The sequence below is a fragment of the Nonomuraea sp. NPDC001699 genome, from assembly GCF_053596455.1.
The window spans coordinates 14,259-39,439 of record NZ_JBSFGF010000035.1; the positions used below are offsets into that span (position 1 = coordinate 14,259).

Sequence of the window (25,181 nt, forward strand, 5' to 3'; positions counted from 1 at the left end):
CGCTGGCGGCGGACGTCCCGCCGTCGGCAGGGTGGCGGGCATGAAACCCTGGCTCCTGCTGATCTCGTTGCTCGTCACGGCGGTCACCGCCTGGCTCGTGCTCCACGCGGGCGTGCCCCTGTCCACGTTGCTGTCGCTGGGCCTGGGCGCGGTCTGCCTGTTCTGGCTGGTCGTCCTGCTGACCTTCCCGTGGAACCTGTCCTTCGCCGCCCGGCAGGTGGTGCACGACATCGCGGTCTCCCGCGAGTCGGGCATCGAGGTCCCGGCCCACCGCGAGGAGGAGGCCAGGACGATCGCCCGCCGCATGCTCGTCCTCGCGGTCGCCGGGCACGTGGTCTCGGCCGTCGTGGTCGCGGTCGTCACGTTCTTCTCCGGCCGGCAGGTCGGCTACTACTTCGCCGGGTTCTACCTGCTGGCCACCGCGTTCCGGCCGGCCGGGGCCTACGTCGCGCACCTGCGCGAGCGGGTCAGGACCCTCGGCGGCGAGATCCGCTACCCGCGCCTCGACGTGATCGCGCTGCGCGGCCAGGTCGAGACGCTGACCGCCGCCTCCGAACGGCTCGCCGGGCAGGTCGAGGAGCTCGGCGGCGAGCTCGCGGCCGCCAGGGCCGGTCTGGAGCAGGCCGACCACGACCTGGCCCGCCGCATCACGCTGATGGCCCGCCGCTTCGAGGAGACCGTGGACGGCCTGAACGACAACCAGGAGATCATCACCGGACTGCGCGCGTTCCTCAGGCTGGTTCGCGCGGACCCCGCGTAGGCGGCTCAAGAGCGCGCAGCACGGGCAGGGAACGGGACACGTACACCGGGTCGACGGGCAGCACGTGCCGGGCCCACCAGCGGGCGGGGCCCGGGTCCGGCGAGGCGTCGGTGAAGCCGGGGGCGTAGTCGTCGTACGGCGGGTCGTACAGGTAGCCGGTGGCCACCCCGCGGCGCTCCAGCTCGGCGACGGCCGCGTCCCGGTCGCGCACCAGCAGCGGGACGCGGAACAGCGGCTGGTCGAGGTTGTCCAGCACGGCGGGCGCCACCGTGGGCAGCTCGGCCAGCCGGGCGATCCCGGCCAGCCGCCGCGCCCGCTCGCCGGGCACCTTGGCCAGGCGCCTGGACTGGTACCAGTCGACCAGCCGCCCCCGCCGGGCGCGGTAGGCCGCCAGGTCGGCGCGTACCCACGGGTCGAACGGCGGCAGCGCGGGCACCTGCTTGAGCGCCAGCTCCAGCGCGTCGGCCTCCAGGGCGATGCGGTAGCCCTCGCGCTCCTCCTGCATGCCGAGGGCGCGCATGAGCGCGAGCGCGGGCCGTACGAGGCCGAGCCGGAGCGCCGCCTGCCGGGCCATGGACGTGGCGACGCTGACCAGGTCGGCGCGGAGCGCGCCGGGGACGAGCAATTCGTCGCGGGCGCGTTCGAGCGCTTCGAGGTCGGCGCGGTCGGTCACGGCCAGCACGCCGCCCGAGCCCGCCCCCGGATGCTTGGACAGGCTGAAGACCCCCGCCTGTCCGAACGTGCCCAGCGGACGCCCGCCGGGAGCGGTCTCCAGGGCGTGTGCCACGTCCTCGATCAGGATTTTTCCCGCGAAGGCGGACACCTGGTCGGGCAGGCCGTACAGGTTCGTGGTCAGGACGGCGTCCACGGTGGACAGGTCGGCGCGGGAGACGTCGATGTTGCCGTCACGCGGGTTCAGCGGCGCGATCACCGGCCGCAGGCCGGCCGCCAGCACCAGGAAGAGGATCTCGTCGGCCGAGATCGGCGACATGAGCAGCCGCTGACCCGGCAGGCACCAGTGGCGCAGCGCGAGGTAGAGGCCGAGGCGGTTGGAGGGGAGCGACAGGCAGTGCCGTCCGGTGCGCTCCGCGATGAGTCTCACCCTTGTAGGACGGTACGCAGTCGCCCAAAGGTTTTCAACGCTTTGTCCGCGGTCTTGAGCAGCAGCGGGTTGGCCATCACCGTGGCGCGCGTCTTGCGCACCGGCACCCGCATCATCCAGTGGACCCCGGCCGCCACCCCGGCCCTGGCCACCCGGCCCTCGGCCACCTCGTACTGGCCGTTCTTCAGCTTGTCCTTGTACTCCTTCTCGCCCCGGCCCATGTCGATCACCTGGACGCCCGAGGCGGCGGCCGCCTCGGCCATCGCCAGGTGGTGGATGAGCCCGGGGGAGTACTTGGCGAACTGCGTGTCGTAGGCCGGGAACCAGCCGGCCAGCGTCGTACGGGTGCGCACCCCGAAGTGCCCGGCCACCGGCACGTCGTCGACGTAGACCATGTCGAGCACGCCGGCGAAGCCGTCGGATTGGGTCGCGAGCAGCCGCTCGACCAGCTCGACGATCCACCGCTGGGCGAACCGGTCGGTGCGCCCGGTACGCCGGTACTGGTCGGTCTTCCAGCCGAGCAGCGTCTGCAGCGGCCCGGTGTCGGTGATCGCGTAGTCGTGGCGCAGCGCGCCCGCCTCGCGTTGCAGCTTGCGCGACTTGGCCAGGGTCGACTTGTACGTCTTGCCGGACTGGGCCTTCAACGTCTCGGTGTAGGGGCCGTAGCCGTCGCGCAGGTCGATGATCGGCGAGGGGTGCGTGGTGTGCCGCCCGTCGAGCAGCGGCTGGCCCGCGACCAGGTGGTCGAACTCGTAGACCGACAGCCCGCACGCCTTGATCAGACGGTGCGGGTCGAGGTCGAACCCCTTGGCGTGGACCAGGCCCTGCGCGTCGGTGAGCCCCGCGGCGACCGGCTTGCCGATGCCCAGCGGATGGCGTTCGAAGGGGAAGAAGCCGACGATGTCCGGCCCGTCGTACAGGATGGCCACCCGGACAGGATCGCGCAGATCGCCCACCGTGACCGTGAACTCCGGGGACAGGAAGGGGTTGTCGAAGGCGGCGTCCGACTCCTGAAGGGCGCGCCATCGGCTGATCTCGGGCTGTCCCAATTCGCGAGGGTGGGCAACGGTGACGCGCATGGGCTCCTACTGTCGGCTTACCACGATCTGACCAGCATGCGGTCAGAGGTGTATGGCCAGATTAAAGGATGAGAATCCATGCCTGGGCTAGGCCGGGCCTACTGTTATGCAACTCTCAGCTGGCTTTCAGGACCGAGTGGCGTTCTAATGTGTTTCCATGACCGTACCAGGGATCGACTGGCCCCGGCTGGTCTCGTGGCTGGGCCTGAACGTGCCGGACGCGGGGGAGCCGCTGTCCGTCTCGCTGATCTCCGGAGGCAGGTCGAACCTGACCTACCTGGTGGAGGCGCGCGAGCGCCGGCTGGTGCTGCGCAGGCCGCCGCTGGGTCACGTGCTGCCCACCGCCCACGACATGCGGCGGGAGTGGCGGGTCATCTCCGCGCTCGCGCGGACGCCCGTCCCGGTGCCCGAGCCGGTCGCCTTCTGCGCCGACGAAGAGGTGGTCGGGGCGCCGTTCTACGTCATGGGGTACGTGCCGGGCGCCGCCGTCCAGACCAGGGCCGAGCTGGGCGAGCCGACGCCGGCCCAGACGCGGCGGCTGTCGGAGCGGCTGGCCGAGGTGCTGGCCGCCATCCACGCCGTGGACTACCGCGAGGTGGGCCTCGGCGACTTCGGCCGGCCCGAGGGGTACATGGCCAGGCAGCTCGACCGGTGGTGCCAGCAGTGGGAGCGGTCGAAGACCGCAGACCTGCCCGACTACGACAGCCTCGTACGGCGGCTGCGCGAGCGGCTGCCCGTCACGTCCGACAGCACGTTGGTGCACGGCGACTACCGGCTCGACAACACGCTGGTGCGCCTGGCGCCGCCGCCGGCCGAGATCGAGATCATGGCCGTGGTCGACTGGGAGATGTCCACGCTCGGCGACCCGCTGGCCGACCTGGGGCTGACGCTGACGTACTGGCACGATCGCGGGGACGACGAGCGGGCCCGCATCCCGGTGTCGGGGGACGTGACGGTGGCGCCGGGGTTCATGAACGCCGCCGAGTTCGCCGCCCACTACGGGAAAGTGTCAGGTCGCGATATTTCGGACCTTGGGTTCTATGTGGCCTTTGGCAATTTCAAGCTCGCGGTCATCGTGGAGGGTATCCACGCCCGGTTCAAGCAGGGTAAGACCGTGGGGGAGGGGTTCGACCGCATCGGCGCGGCCGTTCCGACGCTGATCTCCCGCGCCCATCGCATGCTCGACCAGCCCTGACCTTCCGCGTCCATCGCGATGCCCGACCAGCCCTGACCTTCCGCGTCCACCGCGATGCTCGACCAGCCCTGACCTTCCGCGTCCATCGCGATGCTCGACCAGTCCCGACCTTCCGCGCCCATCGCAATGCTCGACCAGCCGCGACCCTCGCAAGGAGCGTTATGAGCACAGTTGCACTCATCACCGGAGCGGCGAGCGGCATCGGCGCCGCGGTGGCCCGGCGGTTGTCGTCGGGCGGCGCGAAGTGCGTCCTCGTCGACCGCGACGCCGAGGGGGTCGAGCGGCTGGCCAAGGAGGTCGAGGGCGCGTGGCTGGCCGCCGACGTCAGCAACGAGGAAGCCTCGCTGGAGGCCGTCGCGCTCGCCGAGCAGCGGTACGGCCGCCTCGACCTGGTGCACCTCAACGCCGGCATCTCCGGCGGCGTCGACCTCGCGGACTTCGACCTGGACCGCTACCGCGCGATCGTCGGCGTGAACGTGGACGGCGTCGTCTTCGGCGTGCGCGCCAGCGTGCCGCTGCTGACCAGGTCGGGCGGCGGCGCGATCGTGGCCACGTCCTCGCTGGCCGGGCTGGTGGCCTTCGCCGGCGACCCGATCTACACGATGACCAAGCACGCCGTCGTCGGACTCGTCCGGGCGCTGGCCGAGCCGCTGTCCCAGCAGAACATCCGGATCAACGCCGTCTGCCCCGGATTCACCGACACTCCGCTGGTGGCCGCCGCTCGGGAGATGTTCGTGAACGCCGGATTCCCGCTGCTCACGGCCGAGGACGTCGCCGCCGCCGTCGAGTCGGCCTTCTACGCCGAGACGCCGGGCACCCTTCTCGTCGTGCAGCCGGGTAGGCAGCCGGTGCCGTACCGTTACTCGGGGGTTCCCGGGCCCGCGGGCGGTCAGCGGCCACCCGCTTCCGACTGACGTCAAGTCTGCTGCAAGCGGGACGATTACCGTCATAAGGGCTGGGCACTGCCCGGTTCTTGATACGTTGCGTGATGGTAAGGAGCGTTCCGTGATTCCCAGCGACGGCAGACACGCGCGCAGACGGTCGCCATGGCCGATCGCCCTCGGGGCGGGCATCCTCGCGGTCGTGCTCGTCGTCGGCATCATGATCTACGCGGGCGTCCGGTCGAGCTCGCGCGTGGGCGACAAGGGCTACAAGGGCGGCGAGGTGGCCGAGGTCGGGCCGTCCCAGGCCCCGCCGCAGCTCGAACAGCCGCCCGTGCTCCAGAACTGGCCCCGCTGGGGCGTCACGCACACGCAGTACAGCACGGAGACCGAGCCGCGGCAGGTCGTCGAGCAGGCCAGGGGCATGCTGGGACGGGTGCCGATGCTGCAGAACCAGCACATCATGGGCTGGGGGGTGGGCAACCCCGAGCCGAGCCCCGGCCAGTTCAGCTTCCGCGACCTCGACCGGCGGCTGACGTTCATGGCGTCGTCGCGGGCCGTGCCGGTGATCACCCTGTGCTGCGCGCCCGACTGGATGAAGGGCGGGCAGCCCGGACGTACCGACTGGAGCAAGAACCACACCGTCGCTCCCAAACCAGAGCATTTCGACGACTACGCCAAGCTGGCCGCGCGGGTGGCCAGGCAGTACCCGACCGTCAAGTACTACATGGTGTGGAACGAGTTCAAGGGCTTCTGGGACCCGTCGACCAACCGGTGGGACGCCGAGGGATACACGCAGCTGTACAACAAGGTCTACACGGCGTTGAAGAAGGTGGACCCGCAGATCAAGGTGGGCGGGCCGTACATGCCGATCGAGAGCGGCTCGGGCGACGGCGCCTCCGAGCTGAAGGGGCCGTGGGGAACCGTCGACCAGCGGGCGCTCGACGCGATCGAGTACTGGATCCAGAACAAGAAGGGCGCCGACTTCGTCGTCGTGGACGGCGCCTCCATGACGACCGACAAGGGGAACGTTCCCGACGACTTCGGCGCGCTCGGCAAGTTCAGCGCGATCACCACGTGGCTGCGGCAGAAGAGCGACGACCTGCCCGTCTGGTGGGCCGAGTGGTACGTCGAGCCGGAGAACTCGGGGTGGAGCGAGGAGCGGCGCACGGCCGTGCAGGCGGCGGCGCTGATGGAGTTCGCCAGGAGCGGCGTCACCACGGCCCTGTACTGGAACCCGCAGGTGAAGGGCTCCGGTGACTGCCCCGGCTGCCTGTGGGCTCCCGGGCGGGGGGACGAGATGCCGATGGCGGGGCTGCTGAGCGGGTTCACCCGGTGGTTCCCGGCGGGGGCGCGGCTCGACGGGGCGGTGACGTCGTCCGATCCCAAAGTGAAGGTGCTGGCGCAGGAGCAGCAGGTCGTCATGGTGAACACGTCCGACCGGGAGGTCACGGCCACGGTCGACGGCAGGGCGGTGACGCTGGGGGCGTACGAGATCAAGTGGGCCGGCAGAGGCGGCACCTGACGACCTCAGTCTCACGGCCTGGCCACGACATCTGGCGTGGCGTGCTGACGCTGCGAAAGCGGCGGCCCGCCACCTGAGTTCGCGCCACGGCACCCCTGACCGGCACGGTCCACCACTCCACTGATCCAGACAGACGGGAACGTAGAGTGGTGCTCCATAAGCTGAAAGTGACCGACTTGTGATGCCGGGGGCCGTGATGACCGACAGCAGCAACGCCGAGCCGCCCATCGTGCACCTTCTCGACCCGATGAGCGCGGCCTACGACGCCGCCTTCGCCACCTTCCTGGCCCACACCGACCAGAAGATCCGGGCCCGCGAGGAACTGGGCCGGATCGTGGACCGGCTGCCCCACCGCCGTACGCTCATCGACGCCGGCGCGGGGACGGGCGAGACCACCGCCTGGCTGGCCCCCAGCTTCGAGCGGACCATCGCCATCGAGCCCAACGAGCACCTCCGGGCGGAACTGGTCAGGCGGTGTCCTGAGGCGACCGTCCTCGGCCAGGGGGTTGCCGTCGCCGATCCGGGGGAGTCGGCCGACCTCGTGTTGTGTGCGCACGTCCTGTACTACATCCCGCAGGAGTCCTGGCTGCATCAGCTCCAGCGGCTGGCCTCCTGGACCGCCGAGGGCGGCTTCACCGTGGTCGTCATGCAGAACCCCGACAGCGACTGCATGCGCCTGCTGCGGCGTTTCACCGGGCACCGCTACGACCTGGACGCGCTCGGACGCGCCTTCGCCGCCACCGCCGGCGCCGAATGGGAGATCGGCATCAGCACGGACCCGGCCTCCGTCACCATGCCCGACCTGGAAACCGCCCTGGCCGTCGCGCAGTTCATGCTCAACGTGGTCCCGCTGGCGCAGCCGCCCGTCGTGGACGAGGTCGCCGCCTACCTCCAGGAGCACTTCCGCACCCCGGACGGCTACCGCCTGAGCTGCGACCAGGACTTCCTGGAACTACAACGCAACGGCCCAGACACCTGACCGGCCCGTACGCCTGACCGGCCCGTACGCCTGAACGGCCCGACATCGTGAACGGCCCAGGGGCTTGAACGGCCGGACCATCCGAGCGGCCCGGACACCCGAGCAAGCCGCTCGCGCCCGAACCCCCTCAGCCGACCTGGGCGTGCGGCGGTGTGACGGCCATCGTGAAGGCGGTCTCGGTGAGGAGCGCGTGGTCGAAGGAGATGTGCGGCCGCGTGCCGCGTTCGAGCTGCTGCAACCCGAGCACCACCGCCAGCGCGAGCAGCGCGCGCCGTTCCGCCTCCTCCGCGCCGAAGCCCAGCTCCACCAGGAGCCCGGCGACGAAGTCGACGCGGCGGCGGGTGACCCGGGTGACGACGTCGGCGACGCCTTCGTGTTCGGCGTCGAGGTAGAGGCGGCTCTCGCCGCCGCGCCGCCCGGCGCGGGCCGCGACCGTGCCGAACAGGGCGCGCAGCCGGGCGCGTGGCTCGGCCTCGGCGGAGGCGGCCGCGATGATGTGCTCGGTCTCCTCGGCCTCCCAGCGTTCCATGACGGCCCGGACGAGCGCGCCGCGGTCGGCGTGGTGCCAGTAGAAGGAGCCCTTGGTGGTGCCGAGGTCGCGGGCGACGGCCTCGACCCGCACCGAGTCCAGTCCGATCTTGGTGAAACGCGCGTACGCGGCGTCCACCCACTGTTCCGCCGTGATCCTGCGGCCCCCTTGCGCCATTTGCCATACGGTACCGTATAGTCCTGACCATACGGCACCGTATGGAGGCGTCATGAGAACACCCGTCTACTGGTCGTCCGCCCTGGAGGACATCCCCGCGCCCGACTACGCCGACATGATCGTCGGCGTGCTGCCGCCCCGCGCGACCGACGATCCGCGGGTCTGGGCGAAGACCATCTTCTCGATCAGGTCGATGCCCCGCTGGATCACCGCGGCCATGGGGCTGCGGCAGGCGATCGTGCCGCTGATCGGCATCCCGCGCGCGCCGCGCGACGTCTTCCGGGTCGGCCGCGTCGAGGGGGACGAGGCGCTGATCGCGGCCGACGACTGGCATCTCGACTTCCGCTGCGGCGTGGGGGTCGACCGGGAGGCCCGGCTCGTGCGGGTCACGACCACGGTCCGGCTGAAGGGGTGGCGCGGCCGGCTCTACTTCTGGCCGGTACGCCTGGTGCACCCGATCGTCGTCCGGGCCATGCTCCGCTCCGCCCAGCGCCGCCTGGGAGCGCCTAGAGGGTGACGACGACCTTGCCTGTGGCGTGGCCCTGCTCGACGTGGGCGATGGCCTGCGGCACCTCGTCCAGCCGGTACGTCCGGCTGACGACCGGGACGACCTCGCCCGCCTCGACGAGCCCGCGTACGGCGGCCAGCGCGTCCCGGTCCTCGGCCGTGACGAAGTTGACCAGGCGCTGCCGGACGAACGGCTTGGCCGCGAGCACGCGCAGGATGCGCCCGGACGGCCCGAGGAAGGCCCCGCCGCCGGAGCCCGAGTTGGGGATGTAGGTGCCGGTACGGGGGAGGACGCGCAGGCAGTCCGACAGGCGCCGGTCGCCGACGTTGTCGAGGATGAGGTCGTAGCGGCCGGTGTGGTGGGCGAAGTCCTGCCTGGTGTAGTCGATGATCTCGTCTGCCCCCAGGGACGCCACCAGCTCCGCCTTGCCGCCGCTGCACACGCCCGTCACCTCGGCGCCCAGTGCCTTGGCGATCTGCACCGCGAACGTCCCCACCCCGCCCGCCGCGCCGATGACCAGCACCTTCTGTCCCGGTTTGACCTCGCCTCTGGTGGCCAGGGCCTCGTAGGCGGTCAGCGCCGCCGACGGCACGGCCGCCGCCTGCTCGTACGTCGTACCGGCCGGCTTGGTCAGCAGCGCCTTGTCCTGCGGGACGGCGACGTACTCGGCGAAGGCGCCCCGGCAGTGGCCGAACACCTCGTCGCCGATCTTCAGCCGGGTGACGTTGCGGCCGGTCGCCTCGACCTGCCCGGCCAGGTCCATGCCGAGCCCGCCGAACCTCGGCCGGCGCAACCCGGAGACGGCCCGCATGACGTACGGCAGGCCGCGCACGTAGTGCCAGTCGCCGGGGTTGACGGCCGCCGCCCGCACCCGGACCAGCACGTCGTCGTCGCCGACCGCGGGCGGGTCGACCTCTCGCAGCTCGATGACGGTATCGGGCGGCCCGTAGGCGGCGTAACGGATGGCCTTCATGGCACGCTCCTACTCGACGGTTCTCAGGATCTGCTCGATCGACGCCGTACGGGCGCGCAGCTCGGCCAGGTCGGCGGCCGAGCGCTGCTGGGCGTCGAGGGTGTTCTCGGCGAGCTGCTCGAACCGGTGCACCAGCCGACGCAGATCGTCCTTCTGCATGGCCTCCAGCTTCGCCTTGCGGAAGTCGAAGAGGCCGACGATGACCAGGCAGATCAGGAAGCCGGTCACGAGCAGCACGCCGAGGATGAAGATCACCTCGGGCCAGGCGGTGGGCATCAGGGGCGCTCCTTGGGCTCCGGGTCGGGCGCGGTGAGGGTCTTGGCCGCCTCGGCCAGCGCCGCGGCGGTGAGGTGGAGGTCGAAGTCGGTGACTTCGTAGTACTTCATGGCCTTGCCGTCCTCGGAGAGCTCCAGCGTGCCGACGATCAGGCCGGCCGCTTCGAGCCGCCGCAGGTGCATGTGGAGGAGCGGACGGCTGACGCCGATCTCGCGGGCCAGATGGCTCACGTAGTCGCGGCCGGCGGACAGGGTCGCGAGGATGCGCACCCGCAGGGGGTTGGCCAGCGCCGCCAGCATCTCGACCAGTTCGTCACCGGTCGGCCCGGCATCGGTCATGATTTCCCGTCACGTGAAAGGTTTTCCTTACATGTCCGAGCGTACCTCGCCCAAGGACGGTTTGGACAGACGAGTTTCAGGCGATCTGCGCGGAGCCGCGGGCCTTGCGCCGCTCGCTCGTGGGCCTGCGCCAGTATGTGAGGAAGCGCAGCACCCACTCCACCGGCCCGTACCGGTGTCCCTTGAGCCACCAGTGGCTGTAGAGCACCTGGACGACGAAGATGGCCAGCGCGATCAGCACCTCGACGGCCGGGCTGACCCGGTCCACGAGGGCCAGGCCGTAGCCGGTGAAGATCAGTGAACAGATCAGCGACTGGCCCAGGTAATTCGACAGGGCCATGCGTCCGGGAGCGGCCAGGGCCCGGCCCACCCGCGGCAGGTACGGCAGCACCCGCAGGAACGTGGCCGCGTACGCGGCGGCCAGCAGCGGCGCGGTCACCAGGTCCACGGCCTCGCCCAGGAACTTGTTCACCGTGCCGTTCCAGGCAGACTGCGTGTAGACGAAGGCGCCGGCCAGGCCGACCGTGAACCCGGTCCACTGCAACCTGCGCAGCACCACCTTGTGCGCCGACAGGTTCCGCAACACGCCCAGCTTGCCGACGGCCAGCCCGATCAGGCACGCGGCCAGCACCGCCGGCCCCTGGAACAGCACGCGCAGCAGGACGATCAGCGACAGCTTGCGCATGTGCTCGGAGATGATCTGCCAGAACACCCCGCCGAGCGCGGTGTCGGACCTGGCGGCCTCGGCGGTGCCCTCGGCGACCGTGCCGGACGCGTCGAGGCCGACCATCGCCAGCAGGGCCAGCATCAGGAACCCGAACGCCAGCATCAGGGTCAGCAGCCCGGCCAGCACGATCGCGGTCTTGGGGCCGATCCTGCGCAGCACCAGCAGCGCGATCCCGACGAACGCGTACGTCGTCAGGATGTCACCGGGGAACAGCAGCACCGCGTGGGCCAGGCCGATCAGCAGCAGCCCGGCCAGGCGGCGTAGGAACATCGGCACGAACGTCCGCCCCTGCCGTACGGCCGAGTCGAGCTGGAGCGTGAAGCTGTAGCCGAACAGGAAGGAGAACAGCAGATAGAACTTGTTCTCCATGAACAGCGTCACGAGCCAGCGCACGACCCAGTCGAGCGAGGAGTCGAAGCCGGGCTCCGCCATCCCGGCCATCCGGTAGCCGGAGGCCAGGAAGGCGATGTTGACGACGAGGATCCCCAGCAGGGAGAAGCCGCGCAGGGCGTCTACAGAAGTGATCCTCGCAGCCGCGAGTCGTGCGTCGGGCATGGCGGGAAGTGTCTCCTGTGTCCTCATCAGGCGTACATCATCCCGCAAAACCTTAGCGTTTCCTGTGAATTCAGTTATTTAGTGCTATGTGGATGAATCTCTCAATGATCACTGCTATAGAGATCAAAAACGCCGGGATGGCCAGGAACATCAGCCCTCTGCGCGCCCGTCGCGCCCGCTTCGGCCCGTTCAGCCCGATGACCTCGTAGCCGAACAGCGCCACCCAGGTCACGACCAGCGCCCCGATGCCGACGGGCGTCCATGGTGAGGTGGGGTCGCCACGGCCCTTGTAGGGGTTCGGATCGGGGATCTCCGTCCCCTTCACGAACTTCTTCCACGTGTAGAGCGCGGCGTCCTCGTTGGAGAAGACCTTCTTCAGGTCGGGCGAGGCGTCCAGCGCGGCCCGGAACCGCTGCCCCCAGTCCTCGGGGAAGCCCTCGTTGAGCTGCAGGTAGCTGACCTGCCCACGGCTCACCATCAGGTACGAGTTGCGCGGCTGCTCCTTCAGCTTCGCCACCGCGTCGGCGATCTGCGTCGGGTCCTTGTGCACCAGCGCCTGCACGCCGAAGTTGACCAGCTCGACGTCCCGTTCGCCCCACGGCATGGTGGGCGTGACCTCCTGGCCCTCCTTGGGCACCAGGTAGAGCACCTTGGCGCTCGGCTTGTCGTGGTCGTACACGTAGTGCATGGCGGCCACCTCACCGGTGGTGACCCGCTCGAACTTCTCGTTGCCGTACCGGGCCAGCAGGAACGCGAACGCGAACAGCACCGCGAAGCAGGCCGCGAGCACGACCGAGAGCTTCCTGGTCAGCTCGGGGTTGAAGCGCACGTTCCGCCTGCGCAGCGGCACGGTCTCCTCGCGCACGTCCGCGCTGTCGGCCGGCAGGTTCGGGAAGAACGCGTACGCGGCCAGCAGGCAGGAGCCCGGCAGCGCGAACATGTAGATGCGCAGGCCGATCTCGCCGCCGTAACTCTGCAGCCCCAGCGCCAGCACCGGCACGCACAGCAGGATCAGCGCGGACCGGTCGAACACCCCGCGCCGCAGCCGCCGGAACAGCCCGGCCGCCGCCAGCGAGAGGATGACCCCGAGGATGCCGAGCCGCGCCTGCAGCACCATCGCGTGCGCGGGGTCGCTGCCCTCGACGCGGTCGGAGGTGGCGCTGCCGATGTTCTGCCAGATCTTGCCCAGACCGCCGAAGATCGCGTCGATCTGACCCGCCCAGAACCCCACGGTCATGTAGCTGATCCACGCCAGCGTCACGAGCCCGAGGAAGAACGGCATCGCCCACGTCAGCGAGGTGCGCTTGAAGATCAGGAACGCCGTCACCACGCCCATCATCATGAACGGCGTGATCTGGTGCGAGGCCACCGACGCGAAGAACAGTGCCAGCAGCATCAGCAGCATCAGCAGCTTGTCGGCCCGGTAGGTGCCGGTGTTCACGATCTCGCCGGGCGTCATCGCGTCGAGCTTGCCGAGCAGCTTGCGCAGCCCCTTGGGCGGCACCGGCTTCGTACGCGGCTCCACCCGTCCGAACCACCGCAACAGGATCGCCACGAACGCCAGATAAAGGGCGAACGTGAACCCTTGCGGCGAGAAGTAGTCCTGCCCGATCCACTGCACGAGGATGAACAGCAGCGCCGCGAACCAACGCGCCCGCGTCGTCGCCACCACCTGACGCAGGATCAGGACGAACGGGAGCAGATAGAGCAGGTTCGACAGCAGCGGCGTCCATTGCAGGATCGTCGTCATGTCGGTGATGCCGGCGGCCTTGGTGACGAACGCGAACAACGCGAAGAAGCCCGGCCAGCCCATGCGGGCGTCGATGCTGATCGCGGTCTCGCCCGTTCTGGAGATGAACTCCACGAAACCGGCATGGATGTACGCCGTGGGGAAACGTGGCTCGCTGGCCACCAGCGCGCCCGCGCCGTGCAGGGCGAACGTGATGGCGGCGATCTGGAACAGCAGCAGGAACTTGCGGTCGGTGCTCTGGGCGACCGTGACGAAGAACGACGCGATCATGATCAGGATGGCGATGAACGCCGTCGTGGGCAGCGCCGAGATCAGGCCCAGGCCGTTGATGTTCGCCGGGTCCACACCCCGCAGCGGGCCCGGGGGCACGCGCAGGGCGAGGATGTACATGAGCAGGCCCTCAAGCACGAGGACGACGGGCAACCACTTGGGCGCGCTCGCGATCAGCGCCCCGACCCGCCCCCCGGCGACCCTGCCCTTCTGCCCCGCCGCGACGGGCGCGCCTGCGGCAACTTGGCCCTTACCTGCGGGTACGTCGACCCGCTCGACAACCGGAGCCCCAACCGGAGCCCCCACAACCGCAACCCCCGGCCCCCCTGCAACACCGCCACGGGAAGCACCCCCCTCGGCGGCACCACCCCCGGAAGCACCGCCGGCGGAAGCGCCACCGGAGGCACCACTCCCGGGAGCGCCACCAGCGGAAGCGCCACCAGCCGGGCCACCGTTAGCCGCACCGGCACCGGCACCGGCGGCACCGGCAACGGTCGTCCTGGAACCGGGCGCGCGGAAGGCGACGGTCCGGCCGTCAGCCTCTCCGGCCTCAGGCCCTTCACCCTCAGCCTCGCCATCACGGCCGACCTCGCCGGCAGCACCACCGGCACCGGTCCCACTGGCGCTGGTCCTACTGGCGTTCGTCGCCTCGGGGCTCGCCCCACCAGGTCGGCCCGCCGTGGAACCGGCTCCCTCGGAGCCGGCACCAGCGCCGGACGCGCCTTCGCCCGTCACGTCGGCGGTACCCGCACGGCCCGCTCCCGCACCGGCCGCACCGGCGCCCTTGGGGGCCGTCGAGCCGGGGTGCGCGGCCGTCTCCGAACCCGCCGTGCCTTCGCCGGACGCCTCGGGAGCCGGACTCTCGGCACCCCCGGAGGCGGGGGCCTGAGAGGGCTCCGCGGTCGGCATGGGCATGGTCCCAGCCGCCGCCGACCCCTTCGAGGCCGAAGCCGGACCACCCGACGCCGCCCCCGCCGGGGACGGGTCCGGTGCGTGCGGCGCCCTGGCGGTGAACGCGTTGGGCCCGGAAGTCTGCGCCTCCGCGCCACGCTCCGCGAACGCCTGCGGAGGCCCGGAAGAGGGCTCGTCAGCCGTGGGAGGGTGGCCGATGTGCACGTTCCCGGGGATGCGGAACGCCGTCGTCGTGTCGGCGTTCACTTCGGCAGAGGAATCAGCCGAATCCGAATCCGAGGAGCCGGCGGCGTCCTCGTCGGACGCGCCCTCCTGGCCGCCGTCGAACGTCAGCCGCGGGATCACCCCTGTGGCCTCCGGATCGAAGGGTGCCTCTGTCTCCTCGCCGGCGTCCTTGCGAACGTCGGAAGAGCCGGTTTTCCCCTTAGTCATGCCATCGCCGTCCCGTTGCCTCACGTTGACCATCATGCGGCCCCGGACGACCCCTGAGTGACAGTCGGCTGCCCAGTTTCACCAAAATTGAGTATTTTGCGTAGATTTCCGAAGATCAAAAGTGCTACCAGCAGCTCACTGAAGAGCAGTCCGTAGCCGACGGCGTTCACCCCGAAGCTGGGGAACAGCGCCACCGTGGACACCAGCACCAGCACCGCCAGCCCGATCTGCACCAGCGCCAGCGTGCGCGCGTGACTCTGTGCCCGCAGCGCGCTCAGGTACACCTCGATCAGCACCCGCGGCAGCACCGCCAGCGCCATCAGCCGCAGCAGCGTGGACCCCTCGTCGGCGAACTCGGCGCCGAAGACGGTCAGGATCAGCGGCGCCCCGATGATCGCGACCACGATGATCGGCGTCACGATCATGAAGCCGCGCCGCAGCGCCCGCCGGCAGTTCAGGGCCAGTTTGGAACGATCGAAGGACCCCTCGACCGTCAGCGACACCGCCATGTTCATGGCCAGCAGCTCGATCATGCTGGCCAGGGTGTGGGCCATCGAGAAGCGCCCGAACGTGGCCTCGCCCACCTTGGTCGCCACGACCACGGGCACCAGGTAGACGATCGCCAGGATCGACAGCGTCCCGGGGAAGTCACCGGCCAGGAACCGGCCGATCTGCCGCAGCCGGGGCGGTTCGTGGGCGGTGCCGAGGCTCTTGACGTGCCGGGGCACCACGACGCCGAAGATCAGCCAGTTGACCGGGATGAGGGCGAGCGCGGTCGGGATCATCCACGAGACGAAGATCCCGCCGTCGGGCAGCGCACTGGCCAGCGCGACCAGCAGGCCCATCTTGACCAGCCCGAACACCAGGTTGTTGACCGGCACCCAGGTGGCCTTGCGCAAGCCGGTGAGCACGACGTCCTGGAGCGTGAAGACGGCCCACACCAGCACCGAGGCGAGGAAGAACAGCCCTGGCCCGAAGCCGGCCAGCACCGAGTACGTCTTCCCCCACAGCGGCAGCGTCAGCAGGAAGCCGAGCGCCGCGACCCCGCCCGTGGCGGCGGCCAGGCCGTAGCCGCGCAGGATGAGCTCGGGGGTACGCCGCCCGGCCACCGGCAGGAAGCGGGCCAGCGCGCCCACGAAGCCGAGCGCGGTCAGCGACGCGAACAGCCGCATCGCGGTGATCACCGCCTGGCCGCGCCCGAACTCCTCGGGGGTGTAGAAGTGCGCCGCCAGCAGCCAGTAGCCCATGCCGAGGGTGCCCGTGACGACCGTGTTGGCCATCAGGGCGTAACCCTGGCGGAAGAGCGGATTGCTGAGGTCGCGGAGGATCTTTTCCCGCAGGCTAGACATTTCCGCGCACCCGCTGCAGCCCGTACCTCGTCCGCCGGACGACCGCGTACCCCTTGGTGAGGATGCGTTCGCGCAGGTAGATGAGAGGTACGGCGTTGCCTTCGACGGCGCGTCTGAACATGCTGATGGTCGTCGGCTTGCCGACCGTCAGCCGGGGGATGGCGAGCATGTCGTGGCGGTCGGCCGCGATCGTGTTGCTCACGGCGCAGGCGGCGAAGTAGCCGGCCTTGCGCACCTCGTGGCGGACCCGGGCGCTGGAGTAGCCATAGGGGTAGGCCATGGTGGCGACCGGCGCGCCGATCTTCTCCTCCAGCAGGCCCTTGTTCCTGCGCAGCTCCTGCCGCAGTTCGTCGGTGCGGAGCTGGTCGAGCTGCGGGTGGCTGTGGCTGTGGCCGCCGATCTCGATGCCGTTCTGGGCGGCCTCGCGGGCCTGGCCCCACGACAGCATGTCGTCGAGCGGACGGCCCGCCGCGTCCTTGCCCGCGTCGGACACCCAGCCGCTGGTCAGGAAGACCGTGGCCGGGAAGTTGTAGCGGTCGAGCAGGGGCAGCGCCTGGCTGTGGAAGTCGGCGTAGCCGTCGTCGAAGGTCAGGACGATCGGCTTCTCCGGCACCGTACGGCCGTCGATCTTGTTCAGCGCGGCCACCAGGTCGCCCAGCGTGAGCGGGGTGAACCCGCTCTCCGACAGGTAGGCGAGCTGCTCGGCCAGGTCGGACGGCCGCACGGCGTGCGGGCGCGTGTCGTCGTTGGGGGTGTCGCTGACCGAGTGGTACATCAGGATCGGAATGCGGATCATGAGCGTGCCGCCTTCAGCCTTGCCGTGCCCACCACGTAACCCCAGGTCGTCCAGGCCAGGCCGACGACGATCGCCGCGGCCCTGCCGAGCCCGGACAGGTCGCCGCGCAGGGCGTCGCCCACCCCGCGAAGCGCGCCGAGCGGCAGCGTCTTCATGGCGTGGGCGCGCTCGCTGGCCAGCCCGTCCTGGGTGCCGACCTCCCGCGTGACCAGGGCCTTCGACAGGCCCTCCGCGTAGCACCTGGACCTGAAGTAGGCGAAGCCCTCGCGCTGCCTGGACACCTTGTGCCCGATGACCGCGCGGGGCTCGAACAACATCACCGAGCCTGGCTTGCGCTGGCTCAGCCTGATGCAGAACTCGGTCTCCTCGCAGCCCAGCGGGCGCGACTTGCGGCCCTGCACGCTGCGGCCGATGCCGCTGTGGAAGCCGCCGACCTCGGCGACGACCTCGCGCAGGAAGGCGGCGTTTCCGCCCATGACGTTGCGGATCGGCGCACGTACCGCGGGCATGCCGCGGTACGTGCACCCGACCGTCCAGTCGAACTCGTACGGGAACCAGCGGGGCCGGCGCTTGGACGCCCACAACGGGTCGGTACGCCCGCCCACGCCCACCACACCGGATTCCTGGAAGCCCTCCTCCAAAGCCTCCAGCCATCCCGCTTCGGCGACCGCGTCGTCGTCGAGAAACGCGACGATCTCACCGGTGGCCGTGGCCACGCCGGTGTTCTTGCCGCCGGACAACCCCTGCTCATGCGTGTTCTCCACCACAATGGCCTGTGGATAGGTGCGCTTGAGCTTCAGGTGCAGGTCCGGATTGTGGTCGACCACCAGGATCAGCTCGTGTGCCGGGCGGCTCTGGTTCTCGACCGACTCGACTGCCTGCCTGATGTCCTCCCAGCGCTCTTCTGTGTAGACGCAGATGACAACAGACGTGTTCACAACGGTTCCTCTTACGCGACGCCTCGGTCAGCGGCGGGAGTGGCGGTGGGCTCAGGCTGAGGGGCGGAGGGCTGGCGACGCCACTCCTTCAGGATCGTCTTGAGCACACGGAAGCCATCTCGTACGGCACGCAGGTTGCTCTCGCCATGAATGCGGTTGCGCTCGTGGCTGGGCACCTCGTGCACCTTCAGCCCGGCCTTGGCCGCGCGCACGTTCATCAGGGTCTCGACCTCGAAGCCGTCGCAGTCGAGGTCGAGCACGTCGAGGTGACGCGCCCAGAACGCGTTGTAGCCGTAGCACAGGTCGGTGTAGCTGGTCTTGTACATCACGTTGACGATGCCGGTGAGGACCTTGTTGCCCAGGCGCCGGTTGAGCGTCAGGTCGTCGCTGCCGCCGCCGGCGGCGTAGCGCGAGCCCTTGACGAAGTCGGCCCCGGTCACGAGGGCGCCCACGAACGAGATGATCTCGCGGCCGTCCGTCGAGCCGTCGGCGTCGATCATGACGATGATGTCGCTGGTGCACGCGGCGAAGCCGGCGGACAGGGCGTCGCCCTTGCCCTTGCCGGTCTGCGTGACGATTTTCACGTTGGGCCGCAGGCGCTTGGCGACCTCGACGGTGTCGTCGACGGAGTTGCCGTCGACGAGCACGATCTCGTCGACCCACTGGGGGATCGTCGCGAAGACGTGCGGGAGGTTCTCGGCCTCGTTCATCGCCGGTACGACCACGCTCACCGTCGGGGAAATGGCCAGGTGAGGGGTGACCGGCGTGAAGCTGGAAGGCGGAGGCATGGAACGCAAGGGCGACTTCTGGGCCTTGCCGTTGTGCTTGGTGATCTCGGGACTCATGGCGAGGGATATCCTTCCGGGACCCGGCCCTGCTCACCGCCCGGAGTCATCCCCGGGTGCTGCGGGAATGGCGGAGCCGTCGAGCGGTGCACTATGGGTCCTGTGGAGTGAGGGTGTGCTGGTGCCGGGGGGTGGTGCCAGGAGCGCTCAGCTCGCTCCCGTTGGTTCCTTGACTACATTGGGTGACTCCTGTTGCTGCTGCATCGAGGTGCGCACCCGACCAAAGCCCTTGAGGACGCGGTCGGCCGCCCTATAAAGAGACGGTCGATCCATCACGATTGTTCGAGCTTTGTTGAAAGGAGTTCGGCCCATCCAGTGGACGGCCGCTGTCGCGGACGGTCGTGAGATGCGGCCTTCGGCGACGTACAGGACCCCGCTCTTGAGCCAGTCTTTGTACTCCTTGCCGCCCTTGCCCATGTCGACCATGTGCATCCCGTCGTTCGCGGCGGCCTCGGCCATCTGCAGGTGATGGACGATGCCGGGCGAGTAGCGGGCGTACTCGGTGTCGTAGGCGGGGAACCACCCTACAAGGGTCGTGGCGGTACGGAGGCCGAAATGCCCAGCGACGGGCACGTCCCCGGCATAAAGCATGGTGAGGATGCCCGAGAAATCCGATGATTTCTCGGCATGCATCATGTCGATCAGTTCGACGATCCACGGCTGCGCGAACCGGTCGACCCGGCCGGTGCGCCGGTACTGGTCGGACTTCCAGGTCAGCAGCGTGCGCAGAACCTCGGGGTCGGTCGCGTTCCACTCGAAGCGCAGCCCGCCCTGCTCCCGGCCGAACTTGCGCTCCTTGTAGCGGACGGTCTTGAGGTTCTTGGGAGAGTTGACCTTGACCTGCTCCAGCCATGAGTCGAAGCCGGAGGTGAAGTCCATCACGGGGGCCGGGCGCACGTCGGCCTCGTACGGGGCGAACGTCGGCTGGCCGGCGACCAGGTGGTCGAAGTCGAAGACGCTGAGCTTGCAGGCGCGCAGCAGGTCCTTCGCGTCGAGCCGCAGGTCAGGCACGGCGATCAGGCCGTGGCAGGTGGTGAGGAAGCCGCCGAGCGGTTTCCCGATGCCGAAGCTGTGCCGTTCGTACGGGAAGAACCCGGCGATGCGGTTGCCGTCGGAGATGACCGCCACGCGCACATAGTCGCGCAGCTGGTCCATCGCGACCGCGAACTCGACCGAAAGGAACGGGTTGTCCAGACTCGGGTCGGCCTTCTGGAGCTCGCGCCATCGGGCGCGTTCGGAGTCTCCGAGGTCTCTCGGGCGCACTACCTGGATGTTCACCTTGCCCTGGCCCCCTGTTCGGTCTGCATGTTCTTCCCCCGGTACAACACGCGAAGCACGTACATGAACCCTCCGAGCACGGCGACCGTCGCGACCCCGGCTCTGGGCGACCATGCGTTGAACAGCAGCATGGCTTCGGCGAGGAGCACGTTCAGGACGAGGCTGGCCGCGGCTCCTACTGATAGTGCGGCAAGCGGGTCACGATCGCGCAACAGTCCCACGACCGCCGCCCCCGGAACCACGAGAAGGAACAAGGAGATCAAGAACGGGCGCAGCGGGGTGTCGAGGTCGAACAAGGCGACCACGGCCCCCGCTATGCAGGCGAGTGCCAGCAGCCATGCCAGCGCTCTGCGGTGCTTGAGCATCTCCTGTTTCTCTCCTGCTCTTTCTGGTTAAGACATGGTTGATCCACTTTCATGGGACCAATCCGGGTCCGGACACGTCAATGCCGACGCTTGGAGAGCCGCATAGGTTCACCGGCATGGCGAAGTTCTTCATGTGACTTCCGCCACGTGACATGGTGACTCCGGGTTTCCAGGCGTGTTCCCCAAGCTAACCAGAATGCCCTATGTGGCCTATGATGTTCGAGCCAGGGTCCTGTTTATCCCGTTATGTCCGCTCTAGCTGGGAGGCTGTTCGTCACCCTTGTGGTGCCGCGTCCACATTCGACGACTGGTCCTCGCTCGCCAGCTCGGACGGCTCGGGGGTGGCCGGGGGGTCGGACGGCGGGTCGGTCTGCGGAGCGCGGTCGGCGTTCCAGGCCAGCGAGCAGGTGGCGGCACCGCCGTTCGAGGTGAACGCGACCCGGCCGCGGCCCGCGGCGCTCGGGTCCAGGACGGTCACCCAGATCGACACCGAGCGTCCCGCCTTGACCGAACCGCTGGCCGGGAACACGTCCAGGCCCTGTGACGCGGTCGCCGTCCAGGAGACCGCGGCGTTGCGGGCGCGCAGCCCGATCTTGGCGGCGCCCGCGATCGAGCCGGGGCACGACGTGCCGAGCCGGGCGACCGGCACCGGCCTGCGGCGGACCACCGTGGGCGCGGCCGGCCCGCGACTGGGCCGCCGGGCGGACGGCCGGGCCGTGGGCGTGGCGGCCGGGGACGTCTCCGGCCCGCCGTCGCTCGGCGTGGGCTCGGGCGTCAGGTCGTCGTCCGGCTCCGGCTCGGGGTCAGGCTCGGGTGTGACCGCCGGCTCGACGGAGGAGAGGGCGGGCGTGGGCGTCACGGTGAGCGCCGTCTGCGCGGTGTCGCCGCCGTTCATCACGACCACCGCCCCGGTCGCGGCCAGCACGCACGCCCCGGCCAGCACCACCGGCCCGAGACGGCGCGGACGGCGGCGGCGCGAGCGCCGCTCGGCCACCACCGGGAAGCCGGCCCTGTCGAAGCTGTCGCCGCGGTCGGTGATCAGCGTCCTGGTCTGGTCGCGTTCGGGATTGACGCAGGTGTCGATCACCCGGCGGCGCAGCGAGATCGGCGGGAACTCGACCGGCACCAGGTCGAGCAGCCGCGACGCCGAGATCTGCCGGTGCTTGCCCTCGGTGCACACCTCGCACCCGGCGATGTGCCCCGACAGCCGCCGCCGCAGCAACGGGGTGAGCGGCCCCTCCCACGAATCCACCATCGCCGACAGATCCGGGCAGTGCGCGCGGCCCGTCTTCGCCAGGACGACCGCCGCGGCGGCGTTCTCCAACTGGTCGCGGGCCCGGCCGAGCCGCGTGGCGGCCTGGCGGGAGGTCAGCCCCAGCACCGAGGCGACCTCGACCGGCGTCAGGCCGTGACGCACCGACAGCTCGACGATCTCGCGCTCGTTCCCGCTCAGCTCGGCCAGCGTCTCGCGGACCAGCTCGGCCAGCTCGGAGTCGGGCTGCCCGGCCGGCGGCGTCCGCGGCACGCCCCCGGCGGGCGTGCCGCGATGCGCCATCCTGGCCCGGACCTGGAACCTGGTCAGCGCGTACAGCCAGGGGCGCAGGCGGCCGGCCTCCTTCAGCCGCTCCACGCAACCCTGCGCGGTCACCAGGGCGTCGTGCACGGCGTCCGCGGCCGCCTCCCGGTCGCCGATCAGCGAGAAGGCGTAGTCGTGGAGCCGTTCGCCGTAGGAGTCGTACAGGTCGGCGGGGGCGTCGGTGTCGGCCCGTCGCAGGGCGTCGACCAGCTCTTGATCGTCGGCGCGGCCGACCGTCGGCCATCCAGGCACGGATTCCCCTCCCCGCGGGTGAACGGGCGCTCAAAGCACCCACGCGGGAGAGGACGCCGCCTCGATCGGCCAGGTTGACCGGCGCGGCCCCGGCCATGCCCAACAGGCATGACCTCGTGATGGTTGTGACGGGAGTGGCTCAGCCGTCGCAGCTGGGGGCGCAGAGCCGGCGTTCCATGCCCTGCAGGAAGAAGTCGCGGACCTGGAGCACGTCCTTGGCGATGTAGGCCTCGCCGCCGGTCGTCTTGGCCAGCGTGTCCATCTGCTTCCTGCCCGCCTCGGCCTCCGGGCCGAAGGCGATGAGCAGGATGCTGATCGGCCGCTTCGGGTTGTAGGTCTTCTTGAGGTACTGCAGGATCTGCGCGTTCGTGACGCCGCCGTCGGGGTCGTCGTTGCCGGCGCCGTCCGTGAGGATCAGCAGCGTGTTGATCTTGTCGTCCTGGTACGTCTTCGTCAGCTCGCCGTAGGCCGCCCTGATGGTGTCGTTCAGGCCGGTGTCGCCGGTGGCCTTGGCCTGGATCTGCCCGAACTGGGCGGCCAGCGCCTGCTTGCGGAGCACGCCGTCGGTCGACTCGGCGAGCGGGCCGACGGAGACGAGTTCCTTCCAGTCCTTGCCCTGTCCGTCCATGTGCGTGGAGAACGTCCACAGGCCCAGCTCGGAGTCGGCGGGGAACAGGCCCAGCCCCTCCATGGCGATCTTGTTGATGGCCTGCATCCGGGTCATGTTCGTGCCGGGCACGGGCAGCGCCATCGTGCCGGAGACGTCGAGCAGGGTGAGCAGGCGGGTGCCGAGGTTCAGCCGGGACCAGGTCTGCACCATCGAGGCCACGGCCTTGGCGTCGGGCTTGGGCAGCGCCTCCGGCTTGTCGGGGACGAACCCCTTCTCCTTCGACAGCGCGTCGCCGGCCTTGCCGTCGGCGCTGCGGAAGCCCGCGGCGCGCAGGGTCTTCTTGGCCGCGTCCGTGCCGAGGTCCTGCCTGAAGTCCGTGGCCGCCTTCTGGACCGCCGGGTCCTTGGTGAGGACCGTGATCGGGTAGTCGAGGCTGAGCGTGCCCTCCTTGGGATAGAGAGCGACCACCGGGGCCTCGGGCTTCTTGGCGTTGTGGGCGTAGACGGCCTGCTCGGTGGCGACGCCGACCGGCACCCTTCTGCCCGACTTCACCGTCAGGCTGGCCAGCAGCGCCGCCGGGTCGGAGGCGAGCTGGCCGGAGATCTCCTTCAGCGCGCCCACCAGCGCCTTGTCCTGCTTGGCCTCCTTGGCCGAGGTGGCGGCGGCCAGCAGCGCGGCCAGCCCGGCGGAGTTCTTCTGCGGGTCGAGCGCCAGCACCCGGACCTTCCTGCCCGGTCCGTCGGGGTTGGCGACGTTCGCCGCGGCGATCATGCCCGCCCAGCTCGGCGTGAGGCTGCCGGACAGCTTGGCCGCGGCGGACTTGGCGGTCGCCAGCACGACGGGCGAGACGGCGACCGAGCCGGCCGGCTCCGGCAGCGCCGAGCCCGCGGGGGAGTTGCGGACGTTGCCCACCAGCAGGCTGGAGTCGGCCACCCACACGTCCGCGGCGGACTTGCCGGCGGCCAGCCCGTTCGCGGTCTTGGCCGCCCCTTCCTTGGCCACGGTGACCTCGACGCACTTGCTGTCGATCGAATGCATGGCCTTGGTGTAGCTGGCGGCGATCTTGCTGAGCGCGGGGTGGATGTCGGGGGTGGCCACGACGCGCAGCGGCAGCTTGCCGGCCGAGCAGTCGTGCTCGCGGTTGAAGATCACGAACGCCGCGACGCCGAGGAGCACGGCCAGGGCGACGGCCCCGGCCAGCGGTACGAGCACTCTGCCACGCCCGCTGACGGACCGCCTGCGGGAGGGTGGTTCCTGGGCTCGGTAGCCGCCATCGAGCTCGTCTGTCCGGTGTCGCCCCACGATGTCCTCTTGGTGTCCTCTTAGGCGTTGAGACCTTCCGGAGACCCTAGCGGGAGTTGCTCCGCAATACTTCGGGAACGATACTCGGTGGACTCTGTGTGGCAAAACCGCTCTTTTGGTGCGCCTATTACGGAGAGTGGCGCTCAGTGGCAGCAGGCGTGACCGCGCCAGGCGCGCGTCCCCTCACGCACGGCGACCGCCGCGAGGGCCACCGCCATGGCCGGGTCCACCCACCACCAGCCCAGCGTGTTCAGCCACAGGCCGACCAGGACGCCGGCCGCCATGGCGGCGCAGATCAGGTTCTGGGTGCCCTCCCCGGACGTCGCCGCCGACGCCAGCCGCGCCCCCAGCCGCCGCTTGACCAGCCCCAGCGCCGGCATGCTGACCAGGCTGACCGTCGTGACCACGATGCCGAGCACGGTCGGCGTGGCCCGGTGGCCGGCGTCGAGGTCGTGCGCGACGTGCCCGACGAGGTAGGGCGCGAGCAGCCAGAAGCTCACCGCCACCGCGCGCCTGGCGGTGGTCTCGGCGTGCGGCGAGAGCGTGCGGGCGCCGGTGAAGCGCCACACCACGATCAGGCTCGCCCCCGCCTCGGCGAAGGCCGACAGCCCCCAGCCGATCAGCGCGACGGAGTGCGCCGACAGCCCGGCGGCCAGGCCGAGCGTGCTCTCCACGGCCAGCCAGGCGAGCGTGGCAACAGAGAGCGCACGCGCGGCGCGGGCGGCCCGCAGCCAGTCGGCCGTCGCGGCCGGATGCTCATGAATCCGCTGGTCAGACACCATGAACCCCCGAACTCCCGGCTATCCGGCCGTCGACAGCGTTACGTAACGTACCCATGACTCAGGGTGACTTTAAGGCCTGTGCGGCAAAGGATGTTCAAGATTCACCGGATAATGGCGGTC

23 protein-coding genes are annotated in these 25,181 nt (G+C 70.0%); 6 read left to right on the plus strand and 17 right to left on the minus strand.

The window, feature by feature from the left end; all coding sequences use genetic code 11:
• Nucleotides 1-40: 40 nt before the first annotated feature.
• The gene (locus tag ACWCSU_RS48575) at nt 41-760 is read left to right on the plus strand and encodes a hypothetical protein (protein WP_449943487.1); all 720 of its coding nucleotides are present in this window, start codon (nt 41-43) and stop codon (nt 758-760) included.
• On the opposite strand, the gene ACWCSU_RS48580 is transcribed toward ACWCSU_RS48575, so the two are convergent.
• Nucleotides 732-1,862 (minus strand): DegT/DnrJ/EryC1/StrS family aminotransferase, encoded by a 1,131-nt coding sequence (locus ACWCSU_RS48580; RefSeq protein WP_449943490.1) that lies wholly within the window; start codon nt 1,860-1,862, stop codon nt 732-734. The genes ACWCSU_RS48575 and ACWCSU_RS48580 overlap by 29 nt on opposite strands.
• A complete protein-coding gene (locus ACWCSU_RS48585; RefSeq protein ID WP_364084569.1) occupies nt 1,859-2,941 on the minus strand; it encodes a GNAT family N-acetyltransferase in 1,083 nt (360 codons plus the stop codon). The genes ACWCSU_RS48580 and ACWCSU_RS48585 overlap by 4 nt, the downstream gene beginning before the upstream one ends.
• Nucleotides 2,942-3,098: 157 nt before the next feature.
• Here ACWCSU_RS48585 and ACWCSU_RS48590 point away from each other — a divergent pair, with 157 nt between their 5' ends.
• The 4 genes from ACWCSU_RS48590 to ACWCSU_RS48605 all read left to right on the plus strand — a co-directional run bounded on the left by ACWCSU_RS48590 (nt 3,099) and on the right by ACWCSU_RS48605 (nt 7,521).
• On the plus strand, nt 3,099-4,136 hold the full coding sequence (locus ACWCSU_RS48590; RefSeq protein WP_364084566.1) for a phosphotransferase family protein: 1,038 nt from the start codon (nt 3,099-3,101) through the stop codon (nt 4,134-4,136).
• 161 nt (nt 4,137-4,297) lie between these two features.
• On the plus strand, nt 4,298-5,050 hold the full coding sequence (locus tag ACWCSU_RS48595; RefSeq protein ID WP_357699255.1) for an SDR family oxidoreductase: 753 nt from the start codon (nt 4,298-4,300) through the stop codon (nt 5,048-5,050).
• A gap of 91 nt (nt 5,051-5,141) precedes the next feature.
• Nucleotides 5,142-6,542, plus strand: coding sequence for a GH39 family glycosyl hydrolase (locus ACWCSU_RS48600; RefSeq protein WP_449943494.1), 1,401 nt, complete (start codon nt 5,142-5,144; stop codon nt 6,540-6,542).
• A gap of 196 nt (nt 6,543-6,738) precedes the next feature.
• Nucleotides 6,739-7,521, plus strand: a complete 783-nt coding sequence (locus ACWCSU_RS48605) for a class I SAM-dependent methyltransferase (RefSeq protein ID WP_449943497.1) — start codon at nt 6,739-6,741, stop codon at nt 7,519-7,521.
• Nucleotides 7,522-7,648: 127 nt separating this feature from the next.
• On the opposite strand, the gene ACWCSU_RS48610 is transcribed toward ACWCSU_RS48605, so the two are convergent.
• Nucleotides 7,649-8,227, minus strand: coding sequence for a TetR/AcrR family transcriptional regulator (locus ACWCSU_RS48610; RefSeq protein WP_397037560.1), 579 nt, complete (start codon nt 8,225-8,227; stop codon nt 7,649-7,651).
• Between the two features lie 52 nt (nt 8,228-8,279).
• Between ACWCSU_RS48610 and ACWCSU_RS48615 the strand changes: the two genes are divergently transcribed.
• Nucleotides 8,280-8,744: a DUF2867 domain-containing protein gene (locus tag ACWCSU_RS48615; RefSeq protein ID WP_449943501.1), complete on the plus strand. Its 465-nt coding sequence runs from the start codon at nt 8,280-8,282 to the stop codon at nt 8,742-8,744.
• On the opposite strand, the gene ACWCSU_RS48620 is transcribed toward ACWCSU_RS48615, so the two are convergent.
• The 14 genes from ACWCSU_RS48620 to ACWCSU_RS48685 all read right to left on the minus strand — a co-directional run bounded on the left by ACWCSU_RS48620 (nt 8,734) and on the right by ACWCSU_RS48685 (nt 25,061).
• Nucleotides 8,734-9,708, minus strand: coding sequence for an NAD(P)-dependent alcohol dehydrogenase (locus ACWCSU_RS48620; protein WP_449943504.1), 975 nt, complete (start codon nt 9,706-9,708; stop codon nt 8,734-8,736). The two genes, ACWCSU_RS48615 and ACWCSU_RS48620, sit on opposite strands and share 11 nt — an antisense overlap.
• Nucleotides 9,709-9,717: 9 nt before the next feature.
• The gene (locus ACWCSU_RS48625; protein WP_357699267.1) at nt 9,718-9,984 is read right to left on the minus strand and encodes a hypothetical protein; all 267 of its coding nucleotides are present in this window, start codon (nt 9,982-9,984) and stop codon (nt 9,718-9,720) included.
• Entirely contained in the window at nt 9,984-10,322 is a 339-nt protein-coding gene (locus ACWCSU_RS48630) for an ArsR/SmtB family transcription factor (protein WP_357699269.1), read from the minus strand. Before ACWCSU_RS48630 ends, ACWCSU_RS48625 begins: the two co-directional genes overlap by 1 nt.
• A 76-nt stretch (nt 10,323-10,398) precedes the next feature.
• Nucleotides 10,399-11,604: a DUF418 domain-containing protein gene (locus ACWCSU_RS48635; protein ID WP_449943507.1), complete on the minus strand. Its 1,206-nt coding sequence runs from the start codon at nt 11,602-11,604 to the stop codon at nt 10,399-10,401.
• Nucleotides 11,605-11,674: 70 nt separating this feature from the next.
• Nucleotides 11,675-13,930, minus strand: a complete 2,256-nt coding sequence (locus ACWCSU_RS48640; protein ID WP_449943510.1) for a hypothetical protein — start codon at nt 13,928-13,930, stop codon at nt 11,675-11,677.
• Between the two features lie 1,070 nt (nt 13,931-15,000).
• Nucleotides 15,001-16,317 (minus strand): lipopolysaccharide biosynthesis protein, encoded by a 1,317-nt coding sequence (locus ACWCSU_RS48645; RefSeq protein WP_397037554.1) that lies wholly within the window; start codon nt 16,315-16,317, stop codon nt 15,001-15,003.
• Entirely contained in the window at nt 16,310-17,113 is an 804-nt protein-coding gene (locus ACWCSU_RS48650; RefSeq protein ID WP_357699276.1) for a polysaccharide deacetylase family protein, read from the minus strand. Before ACWCSU_RS48650 ends, ACWCSU_RS48645 begins: the two co-directional genes overlap by 8 nt.
• On the minus strand, nt 17,110-18,051 hold the full coding sequence (locus tag ACWCSU_RS48655; RefSeq protein WP_357699278.1) for a glycosyltransferase family 2 protein: 942 nt from the start codon (nt 18,049-18,051) through the stop codon (nt 17,110-17,112). Before ACWCSU_RS48655 ends, ACWCSU_RS48650 begins: the two co-directional genes overlap by 4 nt.
• A gap of 11 nt (nt 18,052-18,062) precedes the next feature.
• Nucleotides 18,063-18,896 carry a glycosyltransferase family 2 protein gene (locus tag ACWCSU_RS48660; RefSeq protein WP_357699280.1) on the minus strand — a complete coding sequence of 278 codons (834 nt, stop codon included), beginning with the start codon at nt 18,894-18,896 and terminating at the stop codon, nt 18,063-18,065.
• Between the two features lie 147 nt (nt 18,897-19,043).
• A complete protein-coding gene (locus ACWCSU_RS48665; RefSeq protein ID WP_449943516.1) occupies nt 19,044-20,159 on the minus strand; it encodes a GNAT family N-acetyltransferase in 1,116 nt (371 codons plus the stop codon).
• An 11-nt stretch (nt 20,160-20,170) separates the two neighbouring features.
• Nucleotides 20,171-20,539, minus strand: coding sequence for a hypothetical protein (locus tag ACWCSU_RS48670; protein WP_357699284.1), 369 nt, complete (start codon nt 20,537-20,539; stop codon nt 20,171-20,173).
• Nucleotides 20,540-20,813: 274 nt separating this feature from the next.
• The gene (locus ACWCSU_RS48675; RefSeq protein WP_449943518.1) at nt 20,814-22,367 is read right to left on the minus strand and encodes a sigma-70 family RNA polymerase sigma factor; all 1,554 of its coding nucleotides are present in this window, start codon (nt 22,365-22,367) and stop codon (nt 20,814-20,816) included.
• A gap of 139 nt (nt 22,368-22,506) precedes the next feature.
• Nucleotides 22,507-24,189 (minus strand): substrate-binding and VWA domain-containing protein, encoded by a 1,683-nt coding sequence (locus ACWCSU_RS48680; RefSeq protein WP_357699288.1) that lies wholly within the window; start codon nt 24,187-24,189, stop codon nt 22,507-22,509.
• Between the two features lie 233 nt (nt 24,190-24,422).
• Nucleotides 24,423-25,061 carry a cation diffusion facilitator family transporter gene (locus tag ACWCSU_RS48685; protein WP_357699290.1) on the minus strand — a complete coding sequence of 213 codons (639 nt, stop codon included), beginning with the start codon at nt 25,059-25,061 and terminating at the stop codon, nt 24,423-24,425.
• Nucleotides 25,062-25,181: the final 120 nt, after the last annotated feature.

Excerpts from the sequence above, each read along its gene's own strand:
- ACWCSU_RS48575 (WP_449943487.1), top strand. The coding sequence starts at position 41 with ATGAAACCCTGGCTCCTGCTGATCTCGTTGCTCGTCACGGCGGTCACC.
- ACWCSU_RS48650 (WP_357699276.1), bottom strand. The coding sequence starts at position 17,113 with ATGATCCGCATTCCGATCCTGATGTACCACTCGGTCAGCGACACCCCC.
- ACWCSU_RS48625 (WP_357699267.1), bottom strand. The coding sequence starts at position 9,984 with ATGCCCACCGCCTGGCCCGAGGTGATCTTCATCCTCGGCGTGCTGCTC.
- ACWCSU_RS48635 (WP_449943507.1), bottom strand. The coding sequence starts at position 11,604 with ATGCCCGACGCACGACTCGCGGCTGCGAGGATCACTTCTGTAGACGCC.
- ACWCSU_RS48605 (WP_449943497.1), top strand. The coding sequence starts at position 6,739 with ATGACCGACAGCAGCAACGCCGAGCCGCCCATCGTGCACCTTCTCGAC.
- ACWCSU_RS48685 (WP_357699290.1), bottom strand. The coding sequence starts at position 25,061 with ATGGTGTCTGACCAGCGGATTCATGAGCATCCGGCCGCGACGGCCGAC.
- ACWCSU_RS48670 (WP_357699284.1), bottom strand. The coding sequence starts at position 20,539 with ATGCTCAAGCACCGCAGAGCGCTGGCATGGCTGCTGGCACTCGCCTGC.
- ACWCSU_RS48585 (WP_364084569.1), bottom strand. The coding sequence starts at position 2,941 with ATGCGCGTCACCGTTGCCCACCCTCGCGAATTGGGACAGCCCGAGATC.
- ACWCSU_RS48590 (WP_364084566.1), top strand. The coding sequence starts at position 3,099 with ATGACCGTACCAGGGATCGACTGGCCCCGGCTGGTCTCGTGGCTGGGC.
- ACWCSU_RS48660 (WP_357699280.1), bottom strand. The coding sequence starts at position 18,896 with ATGAGTCCCGAGATCACCAAGCACAACGGCAAGGCCCAGAAGTCGCCC.
- ACWCSU_RS48615 (WP_449943501.1), top strand. The coding sequence starts at position 8,280 with ATGAGAACACCCGTCTACTGGTCGTCCGCCCTGGAGGACATCCCCGCG.
- ACWCSU_RS48645 (WP_397037554.1), bottom strand. The coding sequence starts at position 16,317 with ATGTCTAGCCTGCGGGAAAAGATCCTCCGCGACCTCAGCAATCCGCTC.
- ACWCSU_RS48595 (WP_357699255.1), top strand. The coding sequence starts at position 4,298 with ATGAGCACAGTTGCACTCATCACCGGAGCGGCGAGCGGCATCGGCGCC.
- ACWCSU_RS48630 (WP_357699269.1), bottom strand. The coding sequence starts at position 10,322 with ATGACCGATGCCGGGCCGACCGGTGACGAACTGGTCGAGATGCTGGCG.
- ACWCSU_RS48620 (WP_449943504.1), bottom strand. The coding sequence starts at position 9,708 with ATGAAGGCCATCCGTTACGCCGCCTACGGGCCGCCCGATACCGTCATC.
- ACWCSU_RS48610 (WP_397037560.1), bottom strand. The coding sequence starts at position 8,227 with ATGGCGCAAGGGGGCCGCAGGATCACGGCGGAACAGTGGGTGGACGCC.